Genomic DNA, 22,172 nt, shown 5'->3' on the forward strand with positions numbered 1-22,172 from the left:
GTTCGCGCTCTTCTGGAGCGTTGTCGATTGATGCGAAATCTTTAGCAACACCGCCGTATACTTTTGCAAGTACGTTAGTGATTGCTGCAGTTAGTGTAGTTTTACCGTGGTCAACGTGGCCGATTGTACCAACGTTTACGTGCGGTTTTACGCGTTCAAACTTTTCTTTTGCCATCTTAAAAAATTCCTAATAAAGAAATTAAAGCCTGACTCACTATTGAGCCAGACAAGCTAAAATTATATAACAGCGCGAGCTGAAATTATTGTATCTGCAACGTTTTTAGAGGCTTCAGCGTACTTCACAAACTCCATAGAGTATGAGGCACGGCCCTGTGTTGCAGATCGTAAAGCAGTCGCATAACCAAACATTTCAGAAAGAGGAACCTGCGCATTAATTTGCTTAAGTCCACCTAATGCATCTTCCATGCCTTCGATTATGCCGCGGCGACGGTTTAAGTCGCCAACTACATCACCCATATTTGAATCAGGAGTGAGTACTTCAACCTTCATTACTGGCTCTAGTAGTACAGGGTTAGCTTTAAGCGCCCCATCTCTCATTGCCAGTGAACCTGCTATTTTAAATGCCATTTCATTCGAATCTACATCATGGAATGAACCATCATATAAAGTCGCTTTAACGCCAAGTAATGGGTAGCCTGCCAGTACACCTTGAGACATTTGCTCTTGGATACCTTTGTCTACCGCAGGGACGAACTCTTTAGGAACAGAACCACCTACGGTTTCGTTAACGAACTCGTAAATTGGTGACTCATCATCCGTAATATCCATCGGTTCAAGTTTAATCCAAACGTGACCATATTGACCACGACCACCTGACTGACGTATAAACTTCCCTTCAACCTTAACAGTTGAACGAATAGCTTCTCGGTATGAGACCTGCGGCTTACCAACGTTACATTCAACACTGAATTCACGTTTCATACGGTCGACGATGATATCTAGGTGAAGTTCACCCATGCCAGAGATTATAACCTGGCCTGATTCTTCGTCAGTTTGTACTCGAAAAGAAGGGTCTTCAGCAGCTAGTTTACCCAGCGCGATACCCATCTTATCTTGGTCAGCTATAGTGCGAGGCTCAACCGCAATAGAGATTACTGGTTCAGGGAATTCCATACGCTCAAGCGTAATAATAGAATTCGGATCACACAGTGTTTCACCTGTTGTTACGTCTTTAAGACCAATAGCTGCCGCGATGTCGCCTGCGAAAACTTCTTTGATCTCTTCACGAGAGTTTGAATGCATCTGTACGATACGGCCAAGTCGCTCACGCTTACTTTTTACTGGATTATATACCGTGTCACCCTGTTTAACAGTACCAGAGTAAACACGGAAAAAGGTCAAGGTTCCAACAAACGGGTCTGTTGCAATCTTAAAAGCGAGTGCAGCAAACGGCGCCTTATCATTAGCTGGACGTTCTTCCTCAGTACCATTTTCTAAGATACCTTGGATTTGTTTCACTTGCTCTGGTGAGGGCATATATTCAACAACGCAATCAAGCACAGCTTGAACACCTTTGTTTTTAAATGCGCTACCACAAGTAACTGGAACAATCTCATTAGCTAATGTTCGTTGGCGTAAAGCATTTTTAATTTCTGCTTCACTTAACTCTTCACCTTCTAAGTATTTATCCATTAGTTCTTCTGTTGCTTCAGCAGCGCTTTCAACTAAGTGAGAGCGCCATTCTTCAGCTAATTCCAGAAGTTCTGCCGGTATTGCCTCATAAGAGAAAGTCATACCCTGGTCCGCTTCGTTCCAGTTAATCACTTTCATTTTTATAAGGTCAATAACACCTTTAAAGTCGTCCTCAGCGCCTACAGGCAACTGAATTGGAACAGGCGTTGCTCCAAGACGAGATTTCACCTGGCTAACCACAGCTAAGAAGTCAGCGCCCGTGCGATCCATTTTATTTACGAAGATCATTCTCGGAACTTCGTATTTGTTCGCTTGACGCCAAACTGTCTCAGTTTGCGGCTGTACACCAGATGAAGCACAAAGAACAACTACCGCACCATCTAATACGCGTAAAGAACGCTCTACTTCGATAGTGAAATCTACGTGTCCTGGAGTATCAATAATATTGATACGATGGGCGTCAAATTGAGCGTCCATCCCTTTCCAAAAACACGTTGTTGCAGCAGAAGTGATTGTGATACCACGCTCTTGTTCCTGCTCCATCCAATCCATAGTTGCAGCGCCATCATGTACTTCACCGATCTTATGAGAAAGACCCGTGTAGAACAGAACACGTTCTGTTGTGGTGGTTTTGCCTGCATCTACGTGAGCGACAATACCTATATTACGATAGCGCTCAAGTGGAGTTGTACGTGCCATATGATCCTCTTAAAGGTTAAAGACAGATTACCAACGGTAATGAGCGAATGCTTTATTCGCTTCAGCCATACGGTGAACGTCTTCACGTTTCTTAACCGCAGTGCCTTTATTATCAGAAGCGTCAACGATTTCTTGAGCTAAACGTAAGCCCATAGATTTTTCGCCACGCTTACGTGCAGCGTCTACTAACCAACGCATACCTAATGCGTTACGACGAACTGGACGTACTTCAACTGGTACTTGATAAGTTGAACCACCAACACGGCGAGATTTAACTTCTACCTGTGGGCGGATGTTATCAAGTGCAGTTTCAAAGATTTCTAGGTGCGACTTGCCTGATTTCTCAGCAGCCACGTCTAGCGCACCATAAACAATTTTTTCAGCAGTAGATTTCTTGCCGTCTAACATCACGATGTTAACGAATTTAGCAAGAAGTTCCGATCCGAACTTAGGATCTGGAAGAATTTTACGTTGACCGATTACGCGTCTTCTAGGCATTTTGTATCTCCGGTTTATTCAGGTTTGCTCTTTCGAGTCAATCACCCAAAACAATAATTATAAATATTTAGTGCTTGGCCTTACTAACGGAAAACAATTAGCCTTTAGGGCGTTTTGCACCGTATTTAGAACGAGCTTGACGACGATCGCTAACGCCTGCACAGTCAAGTGCACCACGAACAGTGTGAAAACGCACACCTGGTAAATCTTTAACACGACCACCACGGATTAGGATTACACTATGCTCTTGAAGGTTATGACCTTCACCGCCAATGTATGAAGTTACTTCGAAACCGTTAGTTAAACGTACACGTGCTACTTTACGTAACGCCGAGTTTGGTTTCTTAGGTGTAGTTGTATATACGCGAGTACATACACCGCGCTTTTGCGGACACGCTTTTAGTGCAGCTGAGTTACTTTTCGTAACCTTGCTACGGCGTGGCTTACGCACTAGCTGGTTAATAGTTGCCATTTAAATAGCTCCTGAAATTAAAATTACTACTGAAAAAAATAAAAAATCCGCCCTTTATTTACGAGCCTGCATTAAGCACACAAGTAAATGGGTGGCGGAATTTTAATGAGCAAAGTTTAACCTGTCAACCTAAACTAACCGCAAGACAGCATATAACTGACTTGCGATCACTTAATCTATTGATTAATAACAGTTTATTGATTTCCAGACAAATCAGCATTTAGAGCGTCTGTAAGTGCTTGAGTTGCCTCTTCTGCACTTACTGTTTGCTCTTCTACTACTACTTTGCTTTGTTTACGGCGAGCCATACGTTCTTGATGATACGCAAAACCGGTACCGGCTGGGATCAAACGACCCACAATTACGTTTTCTTTAAGACCGCGAAGCTCATCGCTCTTACCATTCACTGCCGCATCTGTAAGAACACGTGTTGTCTCTTGGAAAGACGCTGCAGAGATGAAAGATTCTGTTGCTAGTGATGCTTTTGTGATACCCATTAACTGGATTTCAAACTTAGCTGGTATCTTACCTTGTTTTTCAAGGTCACGGTTTGCGATATTAACGCGCGCCACTTCGATTTGCTCACCGGCTAAGAAGTCAGTATCACCGCCGTGCATAATGGTACATTTACGTAACATTTGACGGATAATTGTTTCAATGTGCTTGTCATTGATCTTAACGCCTTGCAAACGGTAAACCTCTTGCACTTCGTTAACGATATAGTTAGCAACATGAGTCACACCACGTAGGCGTAAGATGTCATGCGGTGATTCAGGACCATCGGCGATAACTTCACCTTTAGACACTTGCTCACCTTCAAACACGTTAAGTTGACGCCATTTAGGAATCATCTCTTCGTAATGATCACCTTCAGCTGGAGTAATAACTAAACGCTTCTTACCTTTAGTCTCTTTACCGAAGCTAATTGTACCAGTTACTTCAGCTAATATAGCTGGTTCTTTTGGCTTACGAGCTTCAAATAAGTCGGCTACGCGTGGTAGACCACCCGTGATATCACGAGTTTTCGAACCTTCTTGCGGAATACGTGCTAACACGTCACCTGGGTTTGCTGTAACGCCGTCAATAACTTCAATCGTCGTGAATGAAGGAAGACGTGTTTCTTGCAGACCGCGCTCTTCACTTTCGATGATAAGCTTTGGTTCTTTCGTATTTACTTTAGCAAGATCTTTTACAACTACACGGGTTAAACCAGTTAGCTCATCAGTCTGTGCTTCAGTATTTGAATCATCGATATCGCTGAACGATACTTTTGATTTATGCTCAAGAACGATTGGGTGACTATGCGGGTCCCAAGTAGCAACGATATCGTTACCTAGAACTTCAGCATTGTCTTGCACTGTTAATACCGCACCGTAAGGTACTTTATAACGCTCTTTCTCACGACCATGACTATCAATGATAGTAATTTCCGTAGAACGAGAGGTAATAACAATCTTACCGTCTGTGTTTAATACGTACTTAGAGTTATGAAGTTTTAATGTACCGTTAGTTTTAACTTGTACATTATTTTCTGCAGACGCTCTAGATGCCGCACCACCGATGTGGAAGGTACGCATTGTTAACTGTGTACCCGGCTCACCAATTGACTGTGCCGCGATAACCCCCACTGATTCACCAGCGTTGATGATATGACCACGTGCTAGGTCACGACCATAACAGTTAGCACAAACACCAAAGTCATTATCACAAGTGATAACAGAACGTACACGAACTTCATCTACTGAATGCTCTTCTAAAAGATCACACAGTTTTTCGTCTAGCATGATATTACGTTCAACAAGCACTGTATTAGTACCTGGAATCACAATATCTTCAGCAACAACACGACCTAGAACACGTTCACGAAGTGCTTCTACAACATCACCACCTTCAATAAGCGGTTTCATTGTTAAGCCATCTTCTGTGCCACAGTCATCTTCATTGATTACCAAATCTTGTGCAACGTCTACTAGACGACGCGTTAGGTAACCCGAGTTTGCTGTTTTAAGTGCTGTATCGGCAAGACCTTTACGCGCACCATGCGTTGAGATGAAGTACTGAAGTACGTTTAGACCTTCACGGAAGTTAGCTGTGATTGGAGTCTCGATGATTGAACCATCTGGACGTGCCATTAGACCACGCATACCCGCCAACTGACGAATCTGTGCAGCACTACCACGAGCACCTGAGTCGGCCATCATAAACACTGAGTTAAATGACGGTTGCTCTACTTCTTCACCTTGTGCATTGATAACTGTGTCTTTCGACAAGTTAGACATCATCTCACGTGATAAGTTTTCGTTTACACGTGACCAGATATCGATAACTTTGTTGTACTTTTCACCAGCCGTTACAAGACCTGATTGGAATTGTTGGTTGATTTCAGTAACTTCAGCTTCAGCTGATTCAATTATCTGTGCTTTAACCGGTGGGATAACTAAGTCATCAATACCGATAGAAACACCTGACTTCATTGCATAATGGAAACCGGTGTACATAACTTGGTCAGCAAAGATAACTGTATCTTTAAGACCTAGACGACGGTAACACTCATTCAATAAGCCAGAAATCTGCTTTTTACCTAGCGGCTGGTTGATTGACGCAAACGGCATGCCTTTAGGTAAAATTAGAGACAGAATTGCACGACCAACAGTTGTATCGATAACAGTAATAGTATCTTCTACTACGCCGTCTTCGTTTTTAACTGATTGGCTAATACGTACTTTCACAATTGCGTGAAGGTCTGCATTGCCACTGCGGTATGCTTTTTCTGCTTCTTTTGGATCTTTAAATATCGCGCCTTCGCCTTTAGCGTTAATGCGGTCACGAGTCATGTAATAAAGACCCAATACAACATCCTGTGAAGGAACGATGATTGGCTCACCATTCGCAGGAGATAGAATGTTGTTTGTTGACATCATCAATGCACGAGCTTCAAGCTGCGCTTCGATTGTTAACGGTACGTGTACCGCCATTTGGTCACCATCGAAATCGGCGTTGTACGCCGCACATACTAATGGATGCAAATGAATCGCTTTACCTTCGATAAGCACAGGCTCAAACGCTTGGATACCCAAACGGTGAAGTGTTGGTGCACGGTTAAGTAATACTGGATGTTCACGAATTACTTCGTCAAGTACATCCCATACTTCCGGAACTTCACGTTCAACCATCTTCTTAGCAGCTTTGATTGTCGTAGCCATGCCGCGACGTTCTAGTTTGCCATAGATGAATGGTTTGAATAGCTCTAGTGCCATCTTCTTAGGAAGACCACATTGGTGAAGCTTAAGTGTAGGACCAACTGTGATTACAGAACGGCCTGAATAATCCACACGCTTACCAAGTAAGTTCTGACGGAAACGACCTTGCTTACCCTTGATCATATCAGCAAGAGATTTAAGAGGACGTTTGTTAGAACCTGTAATTGCACGACCACGACGACCGTTATCAAGTAGCGCATCTACCGCTTCTTGTAACATACGTTTTTCGTTACGTACAATAATGTCTGGTGCTGCTAAATCTAGTAGACGCTTAAGACGGTTATTACGGTTAATAACACGACGGTAAAGGTCATTTAGATCAGATGTCGCAAAACGACCACCGTCTAATGGTACTAATGGGCGTAGATCAGGTGGCAATACTGGAAGTACTGTCATGATCATCCACTCAGGGTTATTACCTGATTGGTGGAACGATTCCATTAACTTAAGACGTTTAGTGATTTTTTTACGCTTAGTTTCAGAGTTAATTGTTGGTAACTCTTCACGCATCTCAGCAATTAATTGAGCAAGATCAAGTTCACGAAGCAAGTCTAAAACTGCTTCAGCACCCATCTTAGCTTCAAACTCATCACCGTGCTCTTCTAGTGAATCTAAGTATTCTTCTTCACCTAATAACTGACCACGCTCAAGCGTTGTCATACCAGGTTCAGTTACTACGAATGATTCGAAGTAAAGAACACGTTCAATATCACGAAGCGTCATATCTAGCATTAAGCCAATACGTGACGGTAATGATTTTAAAAACCATATATGTGCAACTGGGCTCGCAAGGTCGATATGACCCATACGATCGCGTCGCACTTTAGTGAGTGTTACTTCAACGCCACACTTTTCACAGATCACACCACGGTGTTTAAGGCGTTTATATTTACCACATAAACACTCATAATCTTTCACTGGGCCGAAAATACGGGCACAGAATAAGCCATCGCGCTCAGGCTTGAAAGTACGGTAGTTAATAGTCTCAGGTTTCTTTACTTCACCGTATGACCATGAACGAACCATGTCTGGTGAAGCAAGACCAATGCGAATTGCATCGAATTCTTCGGTCTTATTTTGTTGCTTCAGAAACTTAAGTAAGTCTTTCACCTTAGCTCTCCTGTCGGAGTTAATCTTGAGGACGGATAATCTCGTCCCTACATTCTATTCAGCCGTAACAGATGCTGCAGCGTTAACTGCAGCATCTAATTGGCTTAATTTTCTTCCAACTCGATGTTGATACCCAGTGAGCGGATTTCTTTCAACAATACGTTGAACGATTCTGGCATACCTGGTTCCATTTTATGGTTACCATCAACGATGTTTTTATACATCTTAGTACGACCGTTCACGTCATCCGATTTCACTGTTAGCATTTCTTGTAGAGTGTAAGCAGCACCATAAGCTTCAAGTGCCCATACTTCCATCTCACCAAAACGCTGGCCACCGAACTGTGCTTTACCACCCAGCGGCTGCTGAGTAACAAGGCTGTAAGAACCAGTAGAACGTGCGTGCATCTTATCGTCAACCAAGTGGTTAAGTTTAAGCATGTACATGTAACCAACAGTTACTTGACGTTCAAACTGATCGCCAGTACGGCCATCATAAAGTGTAACCTGACCACTACGAGGATAGCCCGCAAGCTCAAGCATGTCTTTGATTTCGCTTTCTTTCGCGCCATCAAATGCAGGAGTAGCTATTGGTAAACCACCTTTTAAGTTTTCAGCTAGACGACGAATTTCGTCATCAGTGAAGCTAGCAATATCTACAACTTGGCGAGATTCGCCAATTTCGTATGCTTGCTTGATGAAGTCACGTAGCTCATGAAGCTCACGTTGCTCTTTCATCATCTCTTCAATACGTTCACCGATACCACGTGCAGCAAGACCCATATGTGTTTCAAGGATCTGACCGATGTTCATACGTGATGGTACACCTAGTGGATTCAATACGATATCTACCGTACGACCTTTGTCATCGTAAGGCATATCTTCTACTGGTACGATAGTCGAGATAACACCTTTGTTACCATGACGACCCGCCATTTTATCACCCGGTTGGATACGACGTTTAACAGCTAGGTATACTTTAACAATCTTAAGTACGCCTGGTGCTAAGTCATCACCTTGGGTAATTTTACGACGTTTGTTTTCAAACTTCTTATCGTATTCAGCTTTAAGCTCATCGTACTGTGCAGCAAGCTGCTCAAGCTCAGCTTGCTTGTCTTCTTCAGCAAGGCTTTGCGTAAGCACTTTTTCAGCATTTAGAGATGCAAGTTTATCTTCATCAAAACCAGCAGCTATAAGTAGCTTACGTGCACGGTCTAAAACGCCTGCTTCTAAAATACGGAACTCTTCGTTGAAGTCTTTCTTCGCTTCGCGAAGCTGCATGTCTTCAACTTCTAACGCGCGTTTATCTTTTTCAACACCATCACGGGTGAAAACTTGCACGTCAATTACAGTACCAGTTACAGAATTTGGTACACGTAAAGAGCTGTCTTTAACGTCAGACGCTTTTTCGCCGAAGATAGCACGCAGTAGCTTCTCTTCAGGTGTAAGCTGTGTCTCGCCTTTAGGAGTCACTTTACCTACTAGGATATCGCCGCCTTTAACTTCAGCACCAATATATACAACGCCTGATTCATCAAGCTTGCCTAGCGCAGACTCACCCACATTCGGGATATCTGCAGTGATCTCTTCTGGACCTAATTTAGTATCACGGGCAACACACTGTAGTTCTTGAATATGGATAGTCGTTAGACGATCTTCTTCAACTACGCGCTCTGATAACAAGATTGAATCTTCGAAGTTATAACCGTTCCATGGCATGAATGCCACGCGAAGGTTTTGACCAAGGGCTAAGTCACCTAAGTCAGTCGAAGGACCATCTGCTAACACGTCACCACGAGTAACCGGTTCGCCAACCATACAAGTTGGTTTTTGGTTAATACATGTATTTTGGTTTGAACGTGTGTATTTGGTTAAGTTGTAGATGTCGATGCCCGCTTCACCAGGAATGCGTTCTTCTTCATGTACATTTACAACGATGCGACTTGCGTCAGCATACATTACTTCACCACCACGTTTAGCAACGATAGTTACACCAGAATCTTTCGCTAGTGTTAACTCAATACCAGTACCTACTAACGGCTTATCCGCTTTCAATGTTGGTACTGCTTGACGTTGCATGTTTGAACCCATCAATGCACGGTTAGCATCATCGTGTTCTAGGAACGGGATAAGTGCTGCCGCTACAGAAATCACCTGTTGTGGTGATACATCCATATACTGCTGGTCCATGCGACCCATAAAGGTAGATTCACCTTTGTGACGACATGGGATAAGTTCATCAACAAACTCATTGGTTTCAGTTAAGTTTGAGTTCGCCTGTGCGATAACAAACTGACCTTCTTCAATGGCTGATAAATAATCAACTTCATCAGTTACAACACCGTCTACCACTTTGCGGTAAGGTGTTTCTAAGAAACCGTAGTCATTTGTACGTGCGTACGTAGACAACGAGTTAATTAGACCGATATTTGGACCCTCAGGAGTCTCGATTGGACATACGCGACCATAGTGAGTTACGTGAACGTCACGTACTTCAAAGCCTGCGCGTTCACGAGTTAGACCGCCCGGACCTAATGCAGAGATACGACGTTTATGCGTAACTTCTGATAGTGGGTTATTTTGGTCCATAAACTGTGATAACTGAGACGAGCCGAAGAACTCTTTAACAGCTGCCGAAATAGGCTTAGCGTTAATAAGATCTTGTGGCATTATCGCGTCAAGGTCACCTAAGCTTAAACGCTCACGTACAGCACGTTCAACACGTACTAGACCAACACGGAATTGGTTCTCAGCCATTTCGCCAACACTACGTATACGACGGTTGCCTAAGTGATCGATATCATCAACATCGCCTTGACCGTTACGAATAGCAATTAATACTTTCATAACAGACACGATGTCTTCTTTGCTTAATGTGCCAGGGCCTGTGTCTGTATCGTAACCAACACGGCTATTGAACTTCATACGACCTACAGTAGATAAGTCATAACGTTCTTCAGAGAAGAACAAGTTCTGGAATAAGGCTTCAGCCGCGTCTTTCGTCGGTGGCTCGCCTGGGCGCATCATGCGGTAAATTTCTACTAGTGCTTCTAAACGGCTGCTTGCAGAGTCAATGTTTAATGTATTTGACATGTAAGCACCGCTGTCCACTTCATTGATATATAACGTATCAATTTTAGTGTAACCGGCTTTAACCAATTCAGCCATTAGCTCTAGAGTTAGCTCGTCATTTGCATTTGCAATAACTTCACCAGTTGACTCATCAACATAGTTTTTAGCTACAATACGGCCAATGATGTACTCATGTGGTACTTCTAATTGCTTAATGCCTTTCTTTTCGATGCTCTTGATGTGGCGAGCCGTAACACGACGACCGCTTTCAACAAATACTTCACCGTCTTCGCTCTTGATATCAAAAGCGGCAGTTTCACCACGTAAACGCGAAGGTACAAGTTCCATAAGAACTTTACCATTCGTTACTTCAAACGTAGTGTTATCGAAGAACATATCTAGGATTTGTTCGCTAGAATACTCTAGTGCACGTAGGATGATAGACGCCGGTAATTTACGACGACGGTCAATACGTACATATAAGTTATCTTTTGCATCAAATTCGAAGTCTAACCATGAACCACGGTAAGGTATAACGCGTGCGTTATATAATACTTTACCCGATGAATGGGTTTTACCGCGGTCGTTATCAAAGAATACACCAGGGCTACGGTGTAGCTGAGAAACGATAACACGCTCTGTACCATTGATTACAAAAGTACCGGTATCTGTCATGAGCGGAATTTCGCCCATGTAAACTTCTTGCTCTTTAATGTCTTTAACTGTGCCTGGTGCTTCTTTGTCCATAACAACAAGACGCAGTTTCACGCGAAGTGGAGCAGAATAAGTCACACCGCGAATTTGACATTCTTTTACATCGAAAACTGGCTCACCAATACGGTAACTTACGTATTGAAGCTCAGAATTTCCCGAGTAGCTTTTAATAGGGAACACAGAACGGAAGGCAGCTTCCAAACCATGATCGCCATCAGCGTCCGGCACTAAGAATTTTTTAAACGATTCTAACTGTGTAGACAGTAAAAAAGGTATATCCAAAACTTGTGGACGTTTACCAAAATCCTTACGGATACGTTTCTTTTCAGAATAAGAGTAAGCCATGGGGTTCCTCAGCTTGCTGATCTTTGACCCGACCTGTTCTTGTAAGAACAGACTTAACTGGCAGCTATGCCAAGATTTTACAACATTTAACTGTTGTTCTAATTAGATCCCACTTTAACACTAGCAAACTATAAAGCGTTGAAAGTAAAGAAAAAATCAGATTTTATTTGAGCTAAAAGAGTGCATCACTCTATAGCGCAAAAAGGCCGGTGATTAAATAATCACCAGCCCTTGCCTGATTTCTCAGGCAGCGAACTTAGCAAAAGCTAAATTACTTAACCTCAACTTCAGCACCAGCTTCAGTAAGATCTTTTGCAAGTGCTTCAGCTTCTTCTTTAGATACACCTTCTTTAACAGGTGTAGGAGCAGCTTCAACAAGAGCTTTCGCTTCTTTAAGGCCAAGGCCAGTTGCGCTACGAACAGCTTTGATTGCAGAAACCTTGTTAGCGCCAGCGCCAGTAAGGATTACGTCAAATTCTGTTTTCTCTTCAGCAGCTTCAGCAGCTGGACCAGCTACCATTGCAGCTGCAGCAGTTACGCCGAATTTCTCTTCCATTGCTTCGATAAGAGCAACAACGTCCATTACTGACATTTCAGCAATTGCGTCAAGGATTTGGTCTTTAGATACAGACATTACAAATTTCCTAATAATTAACGGACATTACGTCCAAATAAATTTTTACACCGAAAGTGAGATTAAACAGCTTAAAATTAAGCAGCTTGCTCTTCTTTCTGTACACGTACTGCTTCAATTGTTTTACACAATTTGCCAGCAGACGCTTCTTTCATAGCACTCATTAAGCGTGCAACAGCTTCGTCGTATGTAGGTAATGTAGCAAGCATTGCTGCATCAACAACATTTCCTTCAAAAGCGGCCGTTTTAAGCTCGAATTTCTCATTCTTTTTCGCGAAATCTGAAAAGATACGCGCAGCAGCACCTGGGTGCTCTGATGAGAAAGCGATTAAGCTTGGACCAACAAATGAATCAGAAAGACACTCAAAATCTGTTCCTTCAAGAGCACGTTTTGCTAAAGTGTTACGGACAACTTTCATCCAAACACCATTTGCACGAGCTTCTTTACGAAGGGCAGTGATTGCGCCAACTGTTACACCACGAGAATCTGCAACAACTGCAGATAGAGCACCATTGGCTGCTTCGTTGACTTCAGCAACTATTGCTTTTTTGCCTTGAAGATTTAAAGCCATGGGTGTTACTCCTGGTTTAATGGGGATACCGATTATCGGATTCCCCTGTTCTACTCTTCCCTACCAAACAAGGTAGAGATGCTTTTTACGGCGAGAGCCAGAAGGATTAGGAAAAATCTATCTGGGGTCTACACCGTCTACGTAGGTGAATATTAAGGCCGAAGCCACCTACGGTCTTGGACGGAAGCCCAATTTATCGTTAACCCCGAAGGCTTAACGAAATTATGGACTTCAACCCGAATTCTTTACTTTGCCAATTAATAAATTAATCAACAAAATGGCGCGAAATTATAGTACAAATTTCACGCCATGTAAACACTGATTAAGCTACAGTTGTGCTTAAAGTGTTTTGGTCAACAGAAACGCCTGCGCCCATTGTTGTAGAGATAGTTACTTTCTTCAAGTAAACACCTTTAGCTTGAGAAGGTTTAGCCTTCTTAAGCGCAACAATTAGAGATTCAAGGTTTTGTTGTAATTGCTCTGCAGTGAAATCAACCTTACCAATAGTAGTATGGATGATGCCATTTTTGTCATTACGGTAACGTACTTGACCTGCTTTAGCATTTTTAACTGCTTCTGCAACGTTAGGCGTTACAGTACCAGTTTTAGGGTTTGGCATTAGACCACGTGGGCCTAAGATTTGACCTAGTTGACCAACAACACGCATAGCGTCTGGTGATGCAACAACAACGTCAAAGTTCATCTCGCCTTTTTTAACTAGTTCAGCAAGATCTTCCATGCCTACTAATTCAGCACCGGCTTCTTTTGCAGCTTCTGCATTAGCGCCTTGTGTGAATACAGCAACACGAACGTCACGACCAGTACCGTTAGGTAGTACAGTAGCACCACGAACGTTTTGATCAGATTTACGAGCATCGATACCAAGGTTAACGGCAACGTCAACACTTTCTACGAATTTAGCTGTCGCTAACTCTTTTAAAAGAGCAACTGCTTCATTGATTTCGTAATCTTTTGTTACTTCCACTTTTTCGCGGATAGTACGCATACGTTTAGTTAATTTAGCCATTTCTTAGTCCTCTACGTTCAAGCCCATCGCACGCGCAGAACCTGCGATAGTGCGAACCGCTGCGTCCATATCGGCAGCTGTAAGGTCAGTTCGTTTTGTCTCAACAATTTCTTCAAGTTGAGCACGAGTTACTGTGCCTACTTTATCAGTGTTAGGACGGCCTGAGCCTGACTTGATACCAGCAGCTTTCTTAAGTAAGTAAGCAGCAGGTGGCGTTTTCATGTCGAACGTAAATGAACGGTCACCGTAAACAGAGATCACTACAGGAACTGGAGCGCCTTTTTCGATAGACTCTGTACGTGCGTTAAACGCTTTACAGAATTCCATGATGTTTACACCGTGTTGACCTAGTGCAGGACCTACTGGAGGACTAGGATTAGCCATACCAGCGGCAACTTGTAGCTTGATTAGAGCTTCAACTTTTTTAGCCATTATAAATACCTCATTTGGTGGGTCTCAGCCTTGTGCGCGCGAGGACGCGTACTCTAACGGCTTCCCAGTTTAAAAATTGGTTTCGTACTTTTTGCACAGTAAAAATAAATTTTACCTTAATACAAAAAGGCCGCTGATTATAAGTTAATCAGCGGCCTTTTTCAAGCTTCATGCCAAAATTTAAATAAAAATTAGCGAAGCTTTTTTAATCAATTACTTATCTTGCTCAACTTGACCGAATTCAAGCTCAACTGGCGTAGAACGACCAAAAATAAGTACAGATACTTTTACGCGGCTCTTTTCGTAGTCAACTTCTTCAACTACACCACTGAAATCTGCAAATGGTCCGTCTGTAACGCGAACAACTTCACCTGGTTCAAATAATGTAGCAGGTTTAGGTGCTTCAGCATTTTCTTGAAGGCGATTAAGAATGCGTTCTGCTTCTTTAGGAGTTATTGGAGCAGGACGATCAGACGTTCCACCAATAAAGCCCATTACACGTTCAGTGCTGTTCACTAAGTGCCAGCTTGCGTCATTCATATCCATTTGTACTAATACATAACCTGGAAAGAATTTACGCTCAGATTTACGCTTTTGGCCAGCGCGCATCTCAACAACTTCTTCAGTTGGTACTAGTATCTCACCAAAGCTCGATTCAAGACCTTCGATTTTAATGTGTTCAGTTAACGTTTGAGCTACACGCTTTTCGTAACCAGAAAAGGCTTGTACTACATACCAACGTAACTTAATTTCTTTGTTCTCGTTCTCATCCGACATGGGATCAGATCTCCAATCCAGTTAAAAAGCCTACAGCGCGGAATAAAATGCCATCTAATCCCCAAAGGATAAGTGCCATAATCACTGTTGCAACCATTACAATTAATGTCGTGTGGGTAGTTTCTTGGCGCGTTGGCCAAATAACTTTGCGTACTTCAATTCGAGCTTCTTTAGCGAAAGCAAGAAAGTTACGTCCCTTAAATGTTTGCGAGGCAATTGCTAATCCGGCCGCTATTGCAACAACAACGCCGATAGCACGTAGTAGTACAGATTGATCTGCATACATGTGATTACCAACAACTGCGCCTGCAAGTAGCGCGATTGCTACTAACCACTTTACTGACTCCATCGCACTTGATGGTGTTTCTACATTCGTGCTCATAATATTATTACCTTAACTACAGACACAACAACCCTACACTACGGTAAGGTTAATCCATTAAAATCTAAACTTAAAAACAGACTTAATTTAAACCGGTTTTTAATCTCAGACTACTCAAACCACAAGTAAAACTGGCAGGGGCGGAGAGATTCGAACTCCCAACCATCGGTTTTGGAGACCGCTGTTCTACCAATTGGAACTACGCCCCTGCAAAGTGGATGCCTATTATACTTACGCAGTCCATTAACACAAGCCTAAAAGATACCCACATTGGAAAATCTCGGCATTGCATTAAAAAATCAATCTTAACATTGATTAAAAAGCAGTTTATGATTGTCCAAATTATAGGGACTCACAATTAGATAGGAAGTCTGTGAAAGCAATAAAAACAATCATAAGATACAAAATTATTAGCTTTTTATTATTATTTCATATTAGTTCTTATGCCCTGCCATTGTACTTAGATACATATACAAATGAACAAGGTTTATCACAAAATTCAATTACCTGCAGTACCACTGATGAAAAAGGGTTTCATTGGTTTGCTACCCAAGGTGGCTTAAACCGATTTGATGGGTATGAATTTAAGCACTATAAATTCAATCCTTCACAACCTAGTATTTCGGGAAATTGGATTACGGACTGCCTGAATTTAGGAAACGGCCACATTTGGTTTGCTACAACAAGTAATGGACTTAACTTATTAAATACTGAAACAGGAAGTTTTAGTGTTTTTAACCAGTACTCAGCTCCCCCTATTACAAACGAACGTATTTCATCAATTTCTTCTAATTCGCCACAAATCATTTGGATTGGTCACGATAAAGGGCAACTTACTCGTTTAGATACATACACAGGTACTACCGAATTATTTTCTTATCAGGGCACGAATCACTTAAATGTTGTTTTTAAGGATGTTCTTTTTGATGATCAAAAAAACCTTTGGTTAGCAAGTAGTATCGGGCTGATTAAGTTCGATACACAAACACATCGGTTCGAACATATACCTAATAGCCCTGAACAGCTCTGGCAATTAAAAAAAGCAGCAAACGGCAAATTTATTATAGGAGGTAAGACTGGTCTAAGTGTTTTTGACTCAAACACACTCGCATTTTATAACTTTGAGCAACTCAAAAATGTTTGGGTCACAGATATACTTTTTGATGATGAAAAAAAATTATGGGTAAGCACTTATGGTCATGGTCTTTATTACCAAGCTACAGATAATTTATTAAGTAGCGAGTTTCGTCAACTTACTCACTCTCCAGATTTAAAACATGGCTTAGCTAACGATCACCTATTATCACTTTACCAAGACCCTCAAGGCATTATTTGGATTGGTACAGACGGCTATGGATTACATCGCTATGATAAAAGACAGGCTCAGTTTGGTCATCAAAAACATCAAAGCAATAACCCAGCTTCTATCTCGAATGACTTTGTAAGAGCAATACTCAACGACAGTAACAACTTACTTTGGGTGGGTACGCGCGACGGACTTAACAAACAAACTGACACAGGATTTAAACGCTATAAAACAGATAAAAATCAAGATGTAGGCTTAACTAATAACAATATATTTAGTCTTTATGAAGATGCCAATAAACGCGTATGGATAGGCACATACGGAGGTGGTTTACTGCTTTACAACCCAATTAATGATAACTTTTCGGCTTTTACTGTGCAAAGCCATCAACTCAGTAGTAACCGTATTTATGCAATCGAAGGTGATCTAAGTGGTAATTTATGGCTGGGCAGTAACGAAGGCTTAACGCGATTTAATCCCGATACTTTACAGGTTACAAATTTTAAATACACCGCAGATAAAAATAGTATCTCAAATAATACTGTTTTTAGTATTACTTATGACAGCGACAACAACGCTATATGGGCAGGAACCCGCGCAGGGTTAAATAAACTTTCTTTACATGATGAAACATTCACTCATTACCAAAGCGATCTTAAAAAGCCTAATAGTTTAACGCATGACATGGTTACATCCTTGCATTTACAAGATAAAAACACTTTATGGGTAGGTACTTTTGGCGGGCTCAATAAATTAAATATCCAAACAAACAAAGTAATAAACATTACAGAGTTTGATGGCTTACTTAACGATAATATTTTTGCAATTAAACAAGATAGCAGCGGTTACTTGTGGCTAAGCAGCAACCAAGGCCTAACCCGTTACGCTCCTCAAACCCAACAAATGCAGCATTTTTTACCCGCAAACGGTATACAGCATCATTCTTTTATTTTAGGCGCCGCCTTTCAAGCAGATGACGGCGAGCTATTTTTTGGTGGTATTAACGGTTTTAATCAATTTGATCCGTTAAAACTAACCCTAGCAACTCAACCCCCAGAACCCGTTATTACAGACTTACTTATTTATAACCAGTCAGTCGCGACGCAGCAATATATAAAAAACAAGACCCAAACGGCTAAGCTTATAAGCTATACAGACAAACTCTTTTTTAAAGAAGAAGATGGTGTTATAGGCTTTAAATTTTCTGCTTTAAACAGTGCAGAGCCCCCTTCTCAATACCAATATGCTTACAAGTTAGCTGGGTTAGATAAGCAGTTTTTATACGCAAACAAAAACCAGAGGCAAGTTAGTTATTCTCAACTTCCCGCTGGAAGCTATCACTTTATTGTAAAAGTTAAAGATCAATACGGTCAATGGAGTGATGATAAAACAATGGTTGCGCTTAAAGTTACTCCACCTTGGTGGAAGAACAATGTTGCCTATGTCACTTACATCATTATCGTATTATTTATAATGTGGTTAATTATAACAGCAAGGTATAGAGCTAACGTTGCAGAGCAAGCAAACTTAAAAGAGAAAGAACTTAGCAACTTAAAAACCCAACTATTAGATAATGTTAGCCATGAACTTAAAACACCATTGAGCTTAATATTAGCGCCACTTGAGAGTTTACAAAAAAGCCATAAGGATTCAGACACCCAACAAAAACTAGCGATGATTCAACGTAATAGCTATAAGCTATTGGATCAAATAAACCAACTTTTACAGCTCAGTCAGCGCCCAAGCACAGCAGTGAAACACGTCACACCCTATGCTATAAAGCCGGTAGTTGAACAATTAATTGAAGATTTCACCCCTTTATTTAAACAAAAAAATATTACGTTCGAGTTTGAAGATTTAACACAAAAAACTATTCCCATTAAATTAGAGCTAAATCATACAATTTCTATTATCAGTAACTTATTAAGTAACGCCCAAAAATACACTCCAAACACTGGCAAAGTATTACTTCAGCTATTAACTCAAAAACAAACATTAATCATCACAGTCTCAGATACTGGTGTTGGTATAGATAAAGAGCACCTTGAAACCGTTTTTCAACGATTTACACGCATAGATACGAGTAATCAAAGCGGTAGCGGTATTGGCTTAGCGCTGGTGAAGCAGCTAGTTGAGCAATATGGAGGAACTATTGAACTTAAAAGTGAATTAAACAAAGGCAGTTGTTTTACTGTTTCACTCCCAACAACTCAAATAGACAAAACCTCTAACCTTACTGCTCTTGCTGTGTCTAAAAACAATAATCTATGTGCAGTAAAAAGTAATAAGATTCTTATTATTGAAGACAACGATGAAATGCGTGATTTAATAACGTCACTATTTATTAGTAGCTTCACGTGTATAAGTGCAACTAACGGAGAGCTAGGTTTAGCTTTATGTAAAAACGAAATGCCTGACTTGGTAATAAGTGATGTAATGATGCCTGTTATGGATGGCTATCAGTTTATTAAAGCACTGCGCAGCGACACGGCTATTAGCCATATTCCGGTGTTATTACTTTCAGCAAAGGCAGATACGCACAGTAAATTAAAGGGCCTAGACTTACTTGCTGATGACTATTTGAGTAAACCTTTTGAGCCGCAGCTGTTACTCAGCCGCGTTCAAGGGTTATTAACGATTAGAGAAGTACTTAATCAACATTTAAAACAACAACTACCTGCTTTATCACAAACAACCCAGCTCGACCCACAAATGTCGCAAAGTAAAGATTATGTATTTACCGAGCGTGTAAAAACGACAGTAAAAGAGCATTACCAAGACGAAGTATTTAGCGTAGAAGAATTTGCAGCAGCGCTCTACCTTAGCCCTCGCGCTTTACAATTAAAAATGAAAGCCTTGTACAACCTAACACCAAGCGATTACATTCGAAATATTCGTTTAGAATTTGCACAAGAGCTTTTAAAAAATAGTGAGCTTGCAATTGGCCTAATAGCACAGCAAGTTGGCTTTAATTCACAAAGCTACTTTGCCCGGTGCTTTAAAGCAAAATATAATATGTCCCCAAAACAGTTTCGCGAACAATCCTGATAAATTTCGCCTGTGTGACTAAATATTTCGCACCAGTACTATTATTAACCTACTGATTTAACTAAATTAACATGAATTTAAATATTAAAGGAAATGCACTGCATTTCCCTTGAGCATATTAATTAAGGACAGTCATATGTTAAAAGCACCACAAAAACTATTATTAACGGCACTATTAACTACCACTCTGAGCGCTTGTCAAAGCACCTCCACAAATGTTACGTCAGGTCAAAATTCACCAGACATAAACACTGTCGCCCAAGAACAATACAATGGGCCCAAAGCTCGCATTGCTGTTGCACGCTTTACCGACAAATCAAACAACTCAAAATGGTGGCGTAAAGAAATAGGCGACGGTATGGCTGATCAATTAACTACGGCACTCGTATCAACAAATCGCTTTATTGTTTTAGAGCGCCAAGCGCTTGATGCTGTTTTATCAGAACAAGACCTAGCAGCCTCAGGTCGCGTTAGTGCATCATCGGGTGCCGCTTATGGTGAGATTGAAGGCGCTGAAATAGTCGTTATTGCTGCCGTAACTGAATTTGATGACGATAGCTCTGGTGCAAGTGTTGGCAGTGGCGGCTTTATGGGTGATGTATTTAGCTCTGTATCCGCTGGTTTCTCAGGCTCGCATATGGCGATTGATCTTCGTCTAATAGATACACGCACATCACGCATTTTAGCTGCAACAAGTGTTGAAGGTGGCAGTAAAGATTTTGACTTTACTGGAGCCGCAACCAACTTTGGTGGCGCACTTGTTGGCGGTAATATTAGTGGATGGTCTGATACCCCTAAAGAAAAAGCCCTTCGTGAAGTTATTATTAAAGCGGTTGAGTTTTTAGAAACTAAAATTCCAGATACTTACTATCGCTATAACAGTAATAACACTTTAGCATCGGGTTACACTGCGCCGCCACCGGCAGCTGTACAAGCAAAAACAGCCAGCAAGAGCGCTGTAACAGTTGATGTACCCACTCATAGAATGCCACATTATGAAAAGATGGATTTAGCAATGTCGCGCCTAAGCTTGGTATGTTTGGGTTACCTAAGAAACCAGCCTGATTACGAAGAATTCGAAACACAGGATGTTGAGTACGATCGTAAAACAGTTATCGCACTTCGTGAGTACCAACAAGACAAAAAATTAAAGGTAACGGGTTTAGCTGATGAAACAACTAAAAAGTCACTTGATGATAGTGGTTGTATTGCTAAAACGAACAAATCAAGCCTCGAAAGTATAGGCAACATGTTTAAGTTTAATTAATGGCTTTGACTTGGGTAGCTAATAAAAAGAGCTACCCAAGTACTCACTATCTAGTTAGCGCCTTTAACAAGTGGTACTCCGTTATTACCTACCGGAATATAAACAGTTGTATGATTAGGTGACTCAGCCATTTTTATTTGTGCATTAATAGCTTCATGTTGAATGTAATTAGCTGTTAGTGTTGCGTTAATTATCTTCTGAGCTTGAGCAATCCCTTTGGCTTCTTCAACCCTAATTTCAGCGTCTTTTTTGGCAATCTCTTTTTGTGTTTCTTTTTCCGATAATAGCTGCTGAGCTGCCAATTTTTTCTCAACTGCATTAGCAACAATATCGGGGTAATTAATATTGCCTACTACAACGTTTGCAAGTTTAAACGGCGTTGTCGATAAATAACTTTGCAGGCGCAGAGTCACTTCTTTCGCAATTTTCTCACGATTTGTTTTAAGCTCACCACTATCGTATTTTTGTACTGTATCGCGCACATACGTTCTAAAAGTTTCACGTACAAAGCGTTTATACCAATTTTCGGCGCCGTACTGCTCTACCACAGTTTTAACAGAGCCACTCTCAATAGCAATAACAGCATGAAAATCAAATTTAATATTTAAATCATCATTCGCTAAGATTCTAAATGTCTCGGTATATGTATTAGGTCGCATATCGATGTTTACCACTTCATTTCGCAGTAATGACATACCGTAATTAGATGGGCCCTTCATTGTTCCTTGATAACCACCTTCACCAAATACACGCGGCTTTTCGAATACGTAACCTTCTTCACCTGCGGGTGTGCTTGGGTTAGTACATGCAGTTAATCCAAAACCAACGACTCCTACAACCAATGCACCTTTAAATAGGTTATTAAACAGTGTTTGTGTCCCGGAGTTTCTTGCTCTCATCATCTT

The 22,172-nt window shown here is 41.3% G+C and carries 15 protein-coding genes and 1 tRNA gene; 2 read left to right on the forward strand and 14 right to left on the reverse strand.

The window, feature by feature from the left end:
- From I6E82_RS16055 to I6E82_RS16115, 13 genes are all read right to left on the reverse strand, one after another.
- The coding region (locus tag I6E82_RS16055; RefSeq protein WP_231616946.1) for a GTP-binding protein at positions 1-175 on the reverse strand (175 nt) is incomplete at its 3' end.
- Between the two features lie 62 nt (positions 176-237).
- On the reverse strand, positions 238-2,352 hold the full coding sequence (fusA, locus tag I6E82_RS16060) for an elongation factor G (protein WP_007580132.1): 2,115 nt from the start codon (positions 2,350-2,352) through the stop codon (positions 238-240).
- A 27-nt stretch (positions 2,353-2,379) separates the two neighbouring features.
- The gene (gene rpsG / locus I6E82_RS16065; RefSeq protein ID WP_010555004.1) at positions 2,380-2,850 is read right to left on the reverse strand and encodes a 30S ribosomal protein S7; all 471 of its coding nucleotides are present in this window, start codon (positions 2,848-2,850) and stop codon (positions 2,380-2,382) included.
- Between the two features lie 97 nt (positions 2,851-2,947).
- On the reverse strand, positions 2,948-3,322 hold the full coding sequence (gene rpsL / locus I6E82_RS16070; protein WP_002958885.1) for a 30S ribosomal protein S12: 375 nt from the start codon (positions 3,320-3,322) through the stop codon (positions 2,948-2,950).
- A gap of 194 nt (positions 3,323-3,516) precedes the next feature.
- Positions 3,517-7,692 (reverse strand): DNA-directed RNA polymerase subunit beta', encoded by a 4,176-nt coding sequence (rpoC, locus tag I6E82_RS16075; RefSeq protein WP_007580130.1) that lies wholly within the window; start codon positions 7,690-7,692, stop codon positions 3,517-3,519.
- Positions 7,693-7,796: 104 nt separating this feature from the next.
- Positions 7,797-11,822, reverse strand: coding sequence for a DNA-directed RNA polymerase subunit beta (gene rpoB, locus I6E82_RS16080; protein ID WP_007580127.1), 4,026 nt, complete (start codon positions 11,820-11,822; stop codon positions 7,797-7,799).
- Between the two features lie 271 nt (positions 11,823-12,093).
- A complete protein-coding gene (rplL, locus tag I6E82_RS16085; RefSeq protein ID WP_002958882.1) occupies positions 12,094-12,456 on the reverse strand; it encodes a 50S ribosomal protein L7/L12 in 363 nt (120 codons plus the stop codon).
- 77 nt (positions 12,457-12,533) lie between these two features.
- Positions 12,534-13,028 (reverse strand): 50S ribosomal protein L10, encoded by a 495-nt coding sequence (rplJ, locus tag I6E82_RS16090; protein WP_002958881.1) that lies wholly within the window; start codon positions 13,026-13,028, stop codon positions 12,534-12,536.
- Between the two features lie 322 nt (positions 13,029-13,350).
- Positions 13,351-14,055 carry a 50S ribosomal protein L1 gene (rplA, locus tag I6E82_RS16095; RefSeq protein ID WP_007580124.1) on the reverse strand — a complete coding sequence of 235 codons (705 nt, stop codon included), beginning with the start codon at positions 14,053-14,055 and terminating at the stop codon, positions 13,351-13,353.
- A 3-nt stretch (positions 14,056-14,058) separates the two neighbouring features.
- Positions 14,059-14,487: a 50S ribosomal protein L11 gene (gene rplK / locus I6E82_RS16100; RefSeq protein WP_002958879.1), complete on the reverse strand. Its 429-nt coding sequence runs from the start codon at positions 14,485-14,487 to the stop codon at positions 14,059-14,061.
- 213 nt (positions 14,488-14,700) lie between these two features.
- Positions 14,701-15,264, reverse strand: coding sequence for a transcription termination/antitermination protein NusG (gene nusG / locus I6E82_RS16105; protein WP_007580122.1), 564 nt, complete (start codon positions 15,262-15,264; stop codon positions 14,701-14,703).
- 4 nt (positions 15,265-15,268) lie between these two features.
- Positions 15,269-15,646 carry a preprotein translocase subunit SecE gene (gene secE, locus I6E82_RS16110; protein WP_002958877.1) on the reverse strand — a complete coding sequence of 126 codons (378 nt, stop codon included), beginning with the start codon at positions 15,644-15,646 and terminating at the stop codon, positions 15,269-15,271.
- A gap of 132 nt (positions 15,647-15,778) precedes the next feature.
- Positions 15,779-15,855: transfer RNA gene (locus I6E82_RS16115), tRNA-Trp, on the reverse strand.
- A gap of 164 nt (positions 15,856-16,019) precedes the next feature.
- Here I6E82_RS16115 and I6E82_RS16120 point away from each other — a divergent pair.
- Together I6E82_RS16120 and I6E82_RS16125 are read left to right on the forward strand one after the other, a co-directional pair.
- Entirely contained in the window at positions 16,020-20,000 is a 3,981-nt protein-coding gene (locus I6E82_RS16120; protein WP_197118283.1) for a hybrid sensor histidine kinase/response regulator transcription factor, read from the forward strand.
- A 136-nt stretch (positions 20,001-20,136) separates the two neighbouring features.
- Entirely contained in the window at positions 20,137-21,267 is a 1,131-nt protein-coding gene (locus I6E82_RS16125; protein ID WP_165722179.1) for a CsgG/HfaB family protein, read from the forward strand.
- Positions 21,268-21,317: 50 nt separating this feature from the next.
- Here the strand turns inward: I6E82_RS16125 and I6E82_RS16130 are convergent, their stop codons facing one another.
- A complete protein-coding gene (locus tag I6E82_RS16130; RefSeq protein WP_007580116.1) occupies positions 21,318-22,166 on the reverse strand; it encodes an SPFH domain-containing protein in 849 nt (282 codons plus the stop codon).
- Between the last annotated feature and the right edge of the window lie 6 nt (positions 22,167-22,172).

It is taken from the genome of Pseudoalteromonas sp. NZS11, from assembly GCF_015864765.1.
GTDB classification, from domain to species: domain Bacteria; phylum Pseudomonadota; class Gammaproteobacteria; order Enterobacterales; family Alteromonadaceae; genus Pseudoalteromonas; species Pseudoalteromonas arctica.

Bases quoted from the DNA above. Each gene is read 5' to 3' on its own strand.
- fusA (WP_007580132.1), bottom strand. From the start codon at position 2,352: ATGGCACGTACAACTCCACTTGAGCGCTATCGTAATATAGGTATTGTC.
- rpsG (WP_010555004.1), bottom strand. From the start codon at position 2,850: ATGCCTAGAAGACGCGTAATCGGTCAACGTAAAATTCTTCCAGATCCT.
- rpsL (WP_002958885.1), bottom strand. From the start codon at position 3,322: ATGGCAACTATTAACCAGCTAGTGCGTAAGCCACGCCGTAGCAAGGTT.
- rpoB (WP_007580127.1), bottom strand. From the start codon at position 11,822: ATGGCTTACTCTTATTCTGAAAAGAAACGTATCCGTAAGGATTTTGGT.
- rplL (WP_002958882.1), bottom strand. From the start codon at position 12,456: ATGTCTGTATCTAAAGACCAAATCCTTGACGCAATTGCTGAAATGTCA.
- rplJ (WP_002958881.1), bottom strand. From the start codon at position 13,028: ATGGCTTTAAATCTTCAAGGCAAAAAAGCAATAGTTGCTGAAGTCAAC.
- rplA (WP_007580124.1), bottom strand. From the start codon at position 14,055: ATGGCTAAATTAACTAAACGTATGCGTACTATCCGCGAAAAAGTGGAA.
- rplK (WP_002958879.1), bottom strand. From the start codon at position 14,487: ATGGCTAAAAAAGTTGAAGCTCTAATCAAGCTACAAGTTGCCGCTGGT.
- nusG (WP_007580122.1), bottom strand. From the start codon at position 15,264: ATGTCGGATGAGAACGAGAACAAAGAAATTAAGTTACGTTGGTATGTA.
- secE (WP_002958877.1), bottom strand. From the start codon at position 15,646: ATGAGCACGAATGTAGAAACACCATCAAGTGCGATGGAGTCAGTAAAG.
- I6E82_RS16125 (WP_165722179.1), top strand. From the start codon at position 20,137: ATGTTAAAAGCACCACAAAAACTATTATTAACGGCACTATTAACTACC.
- I6E82_RS16130 (WP_007580116.1), bottom strand. From the start codon at position 22,166: ATGAGAGCAAGAAACTCCGGGACACAAACACTGTTTAATAACCTATTT.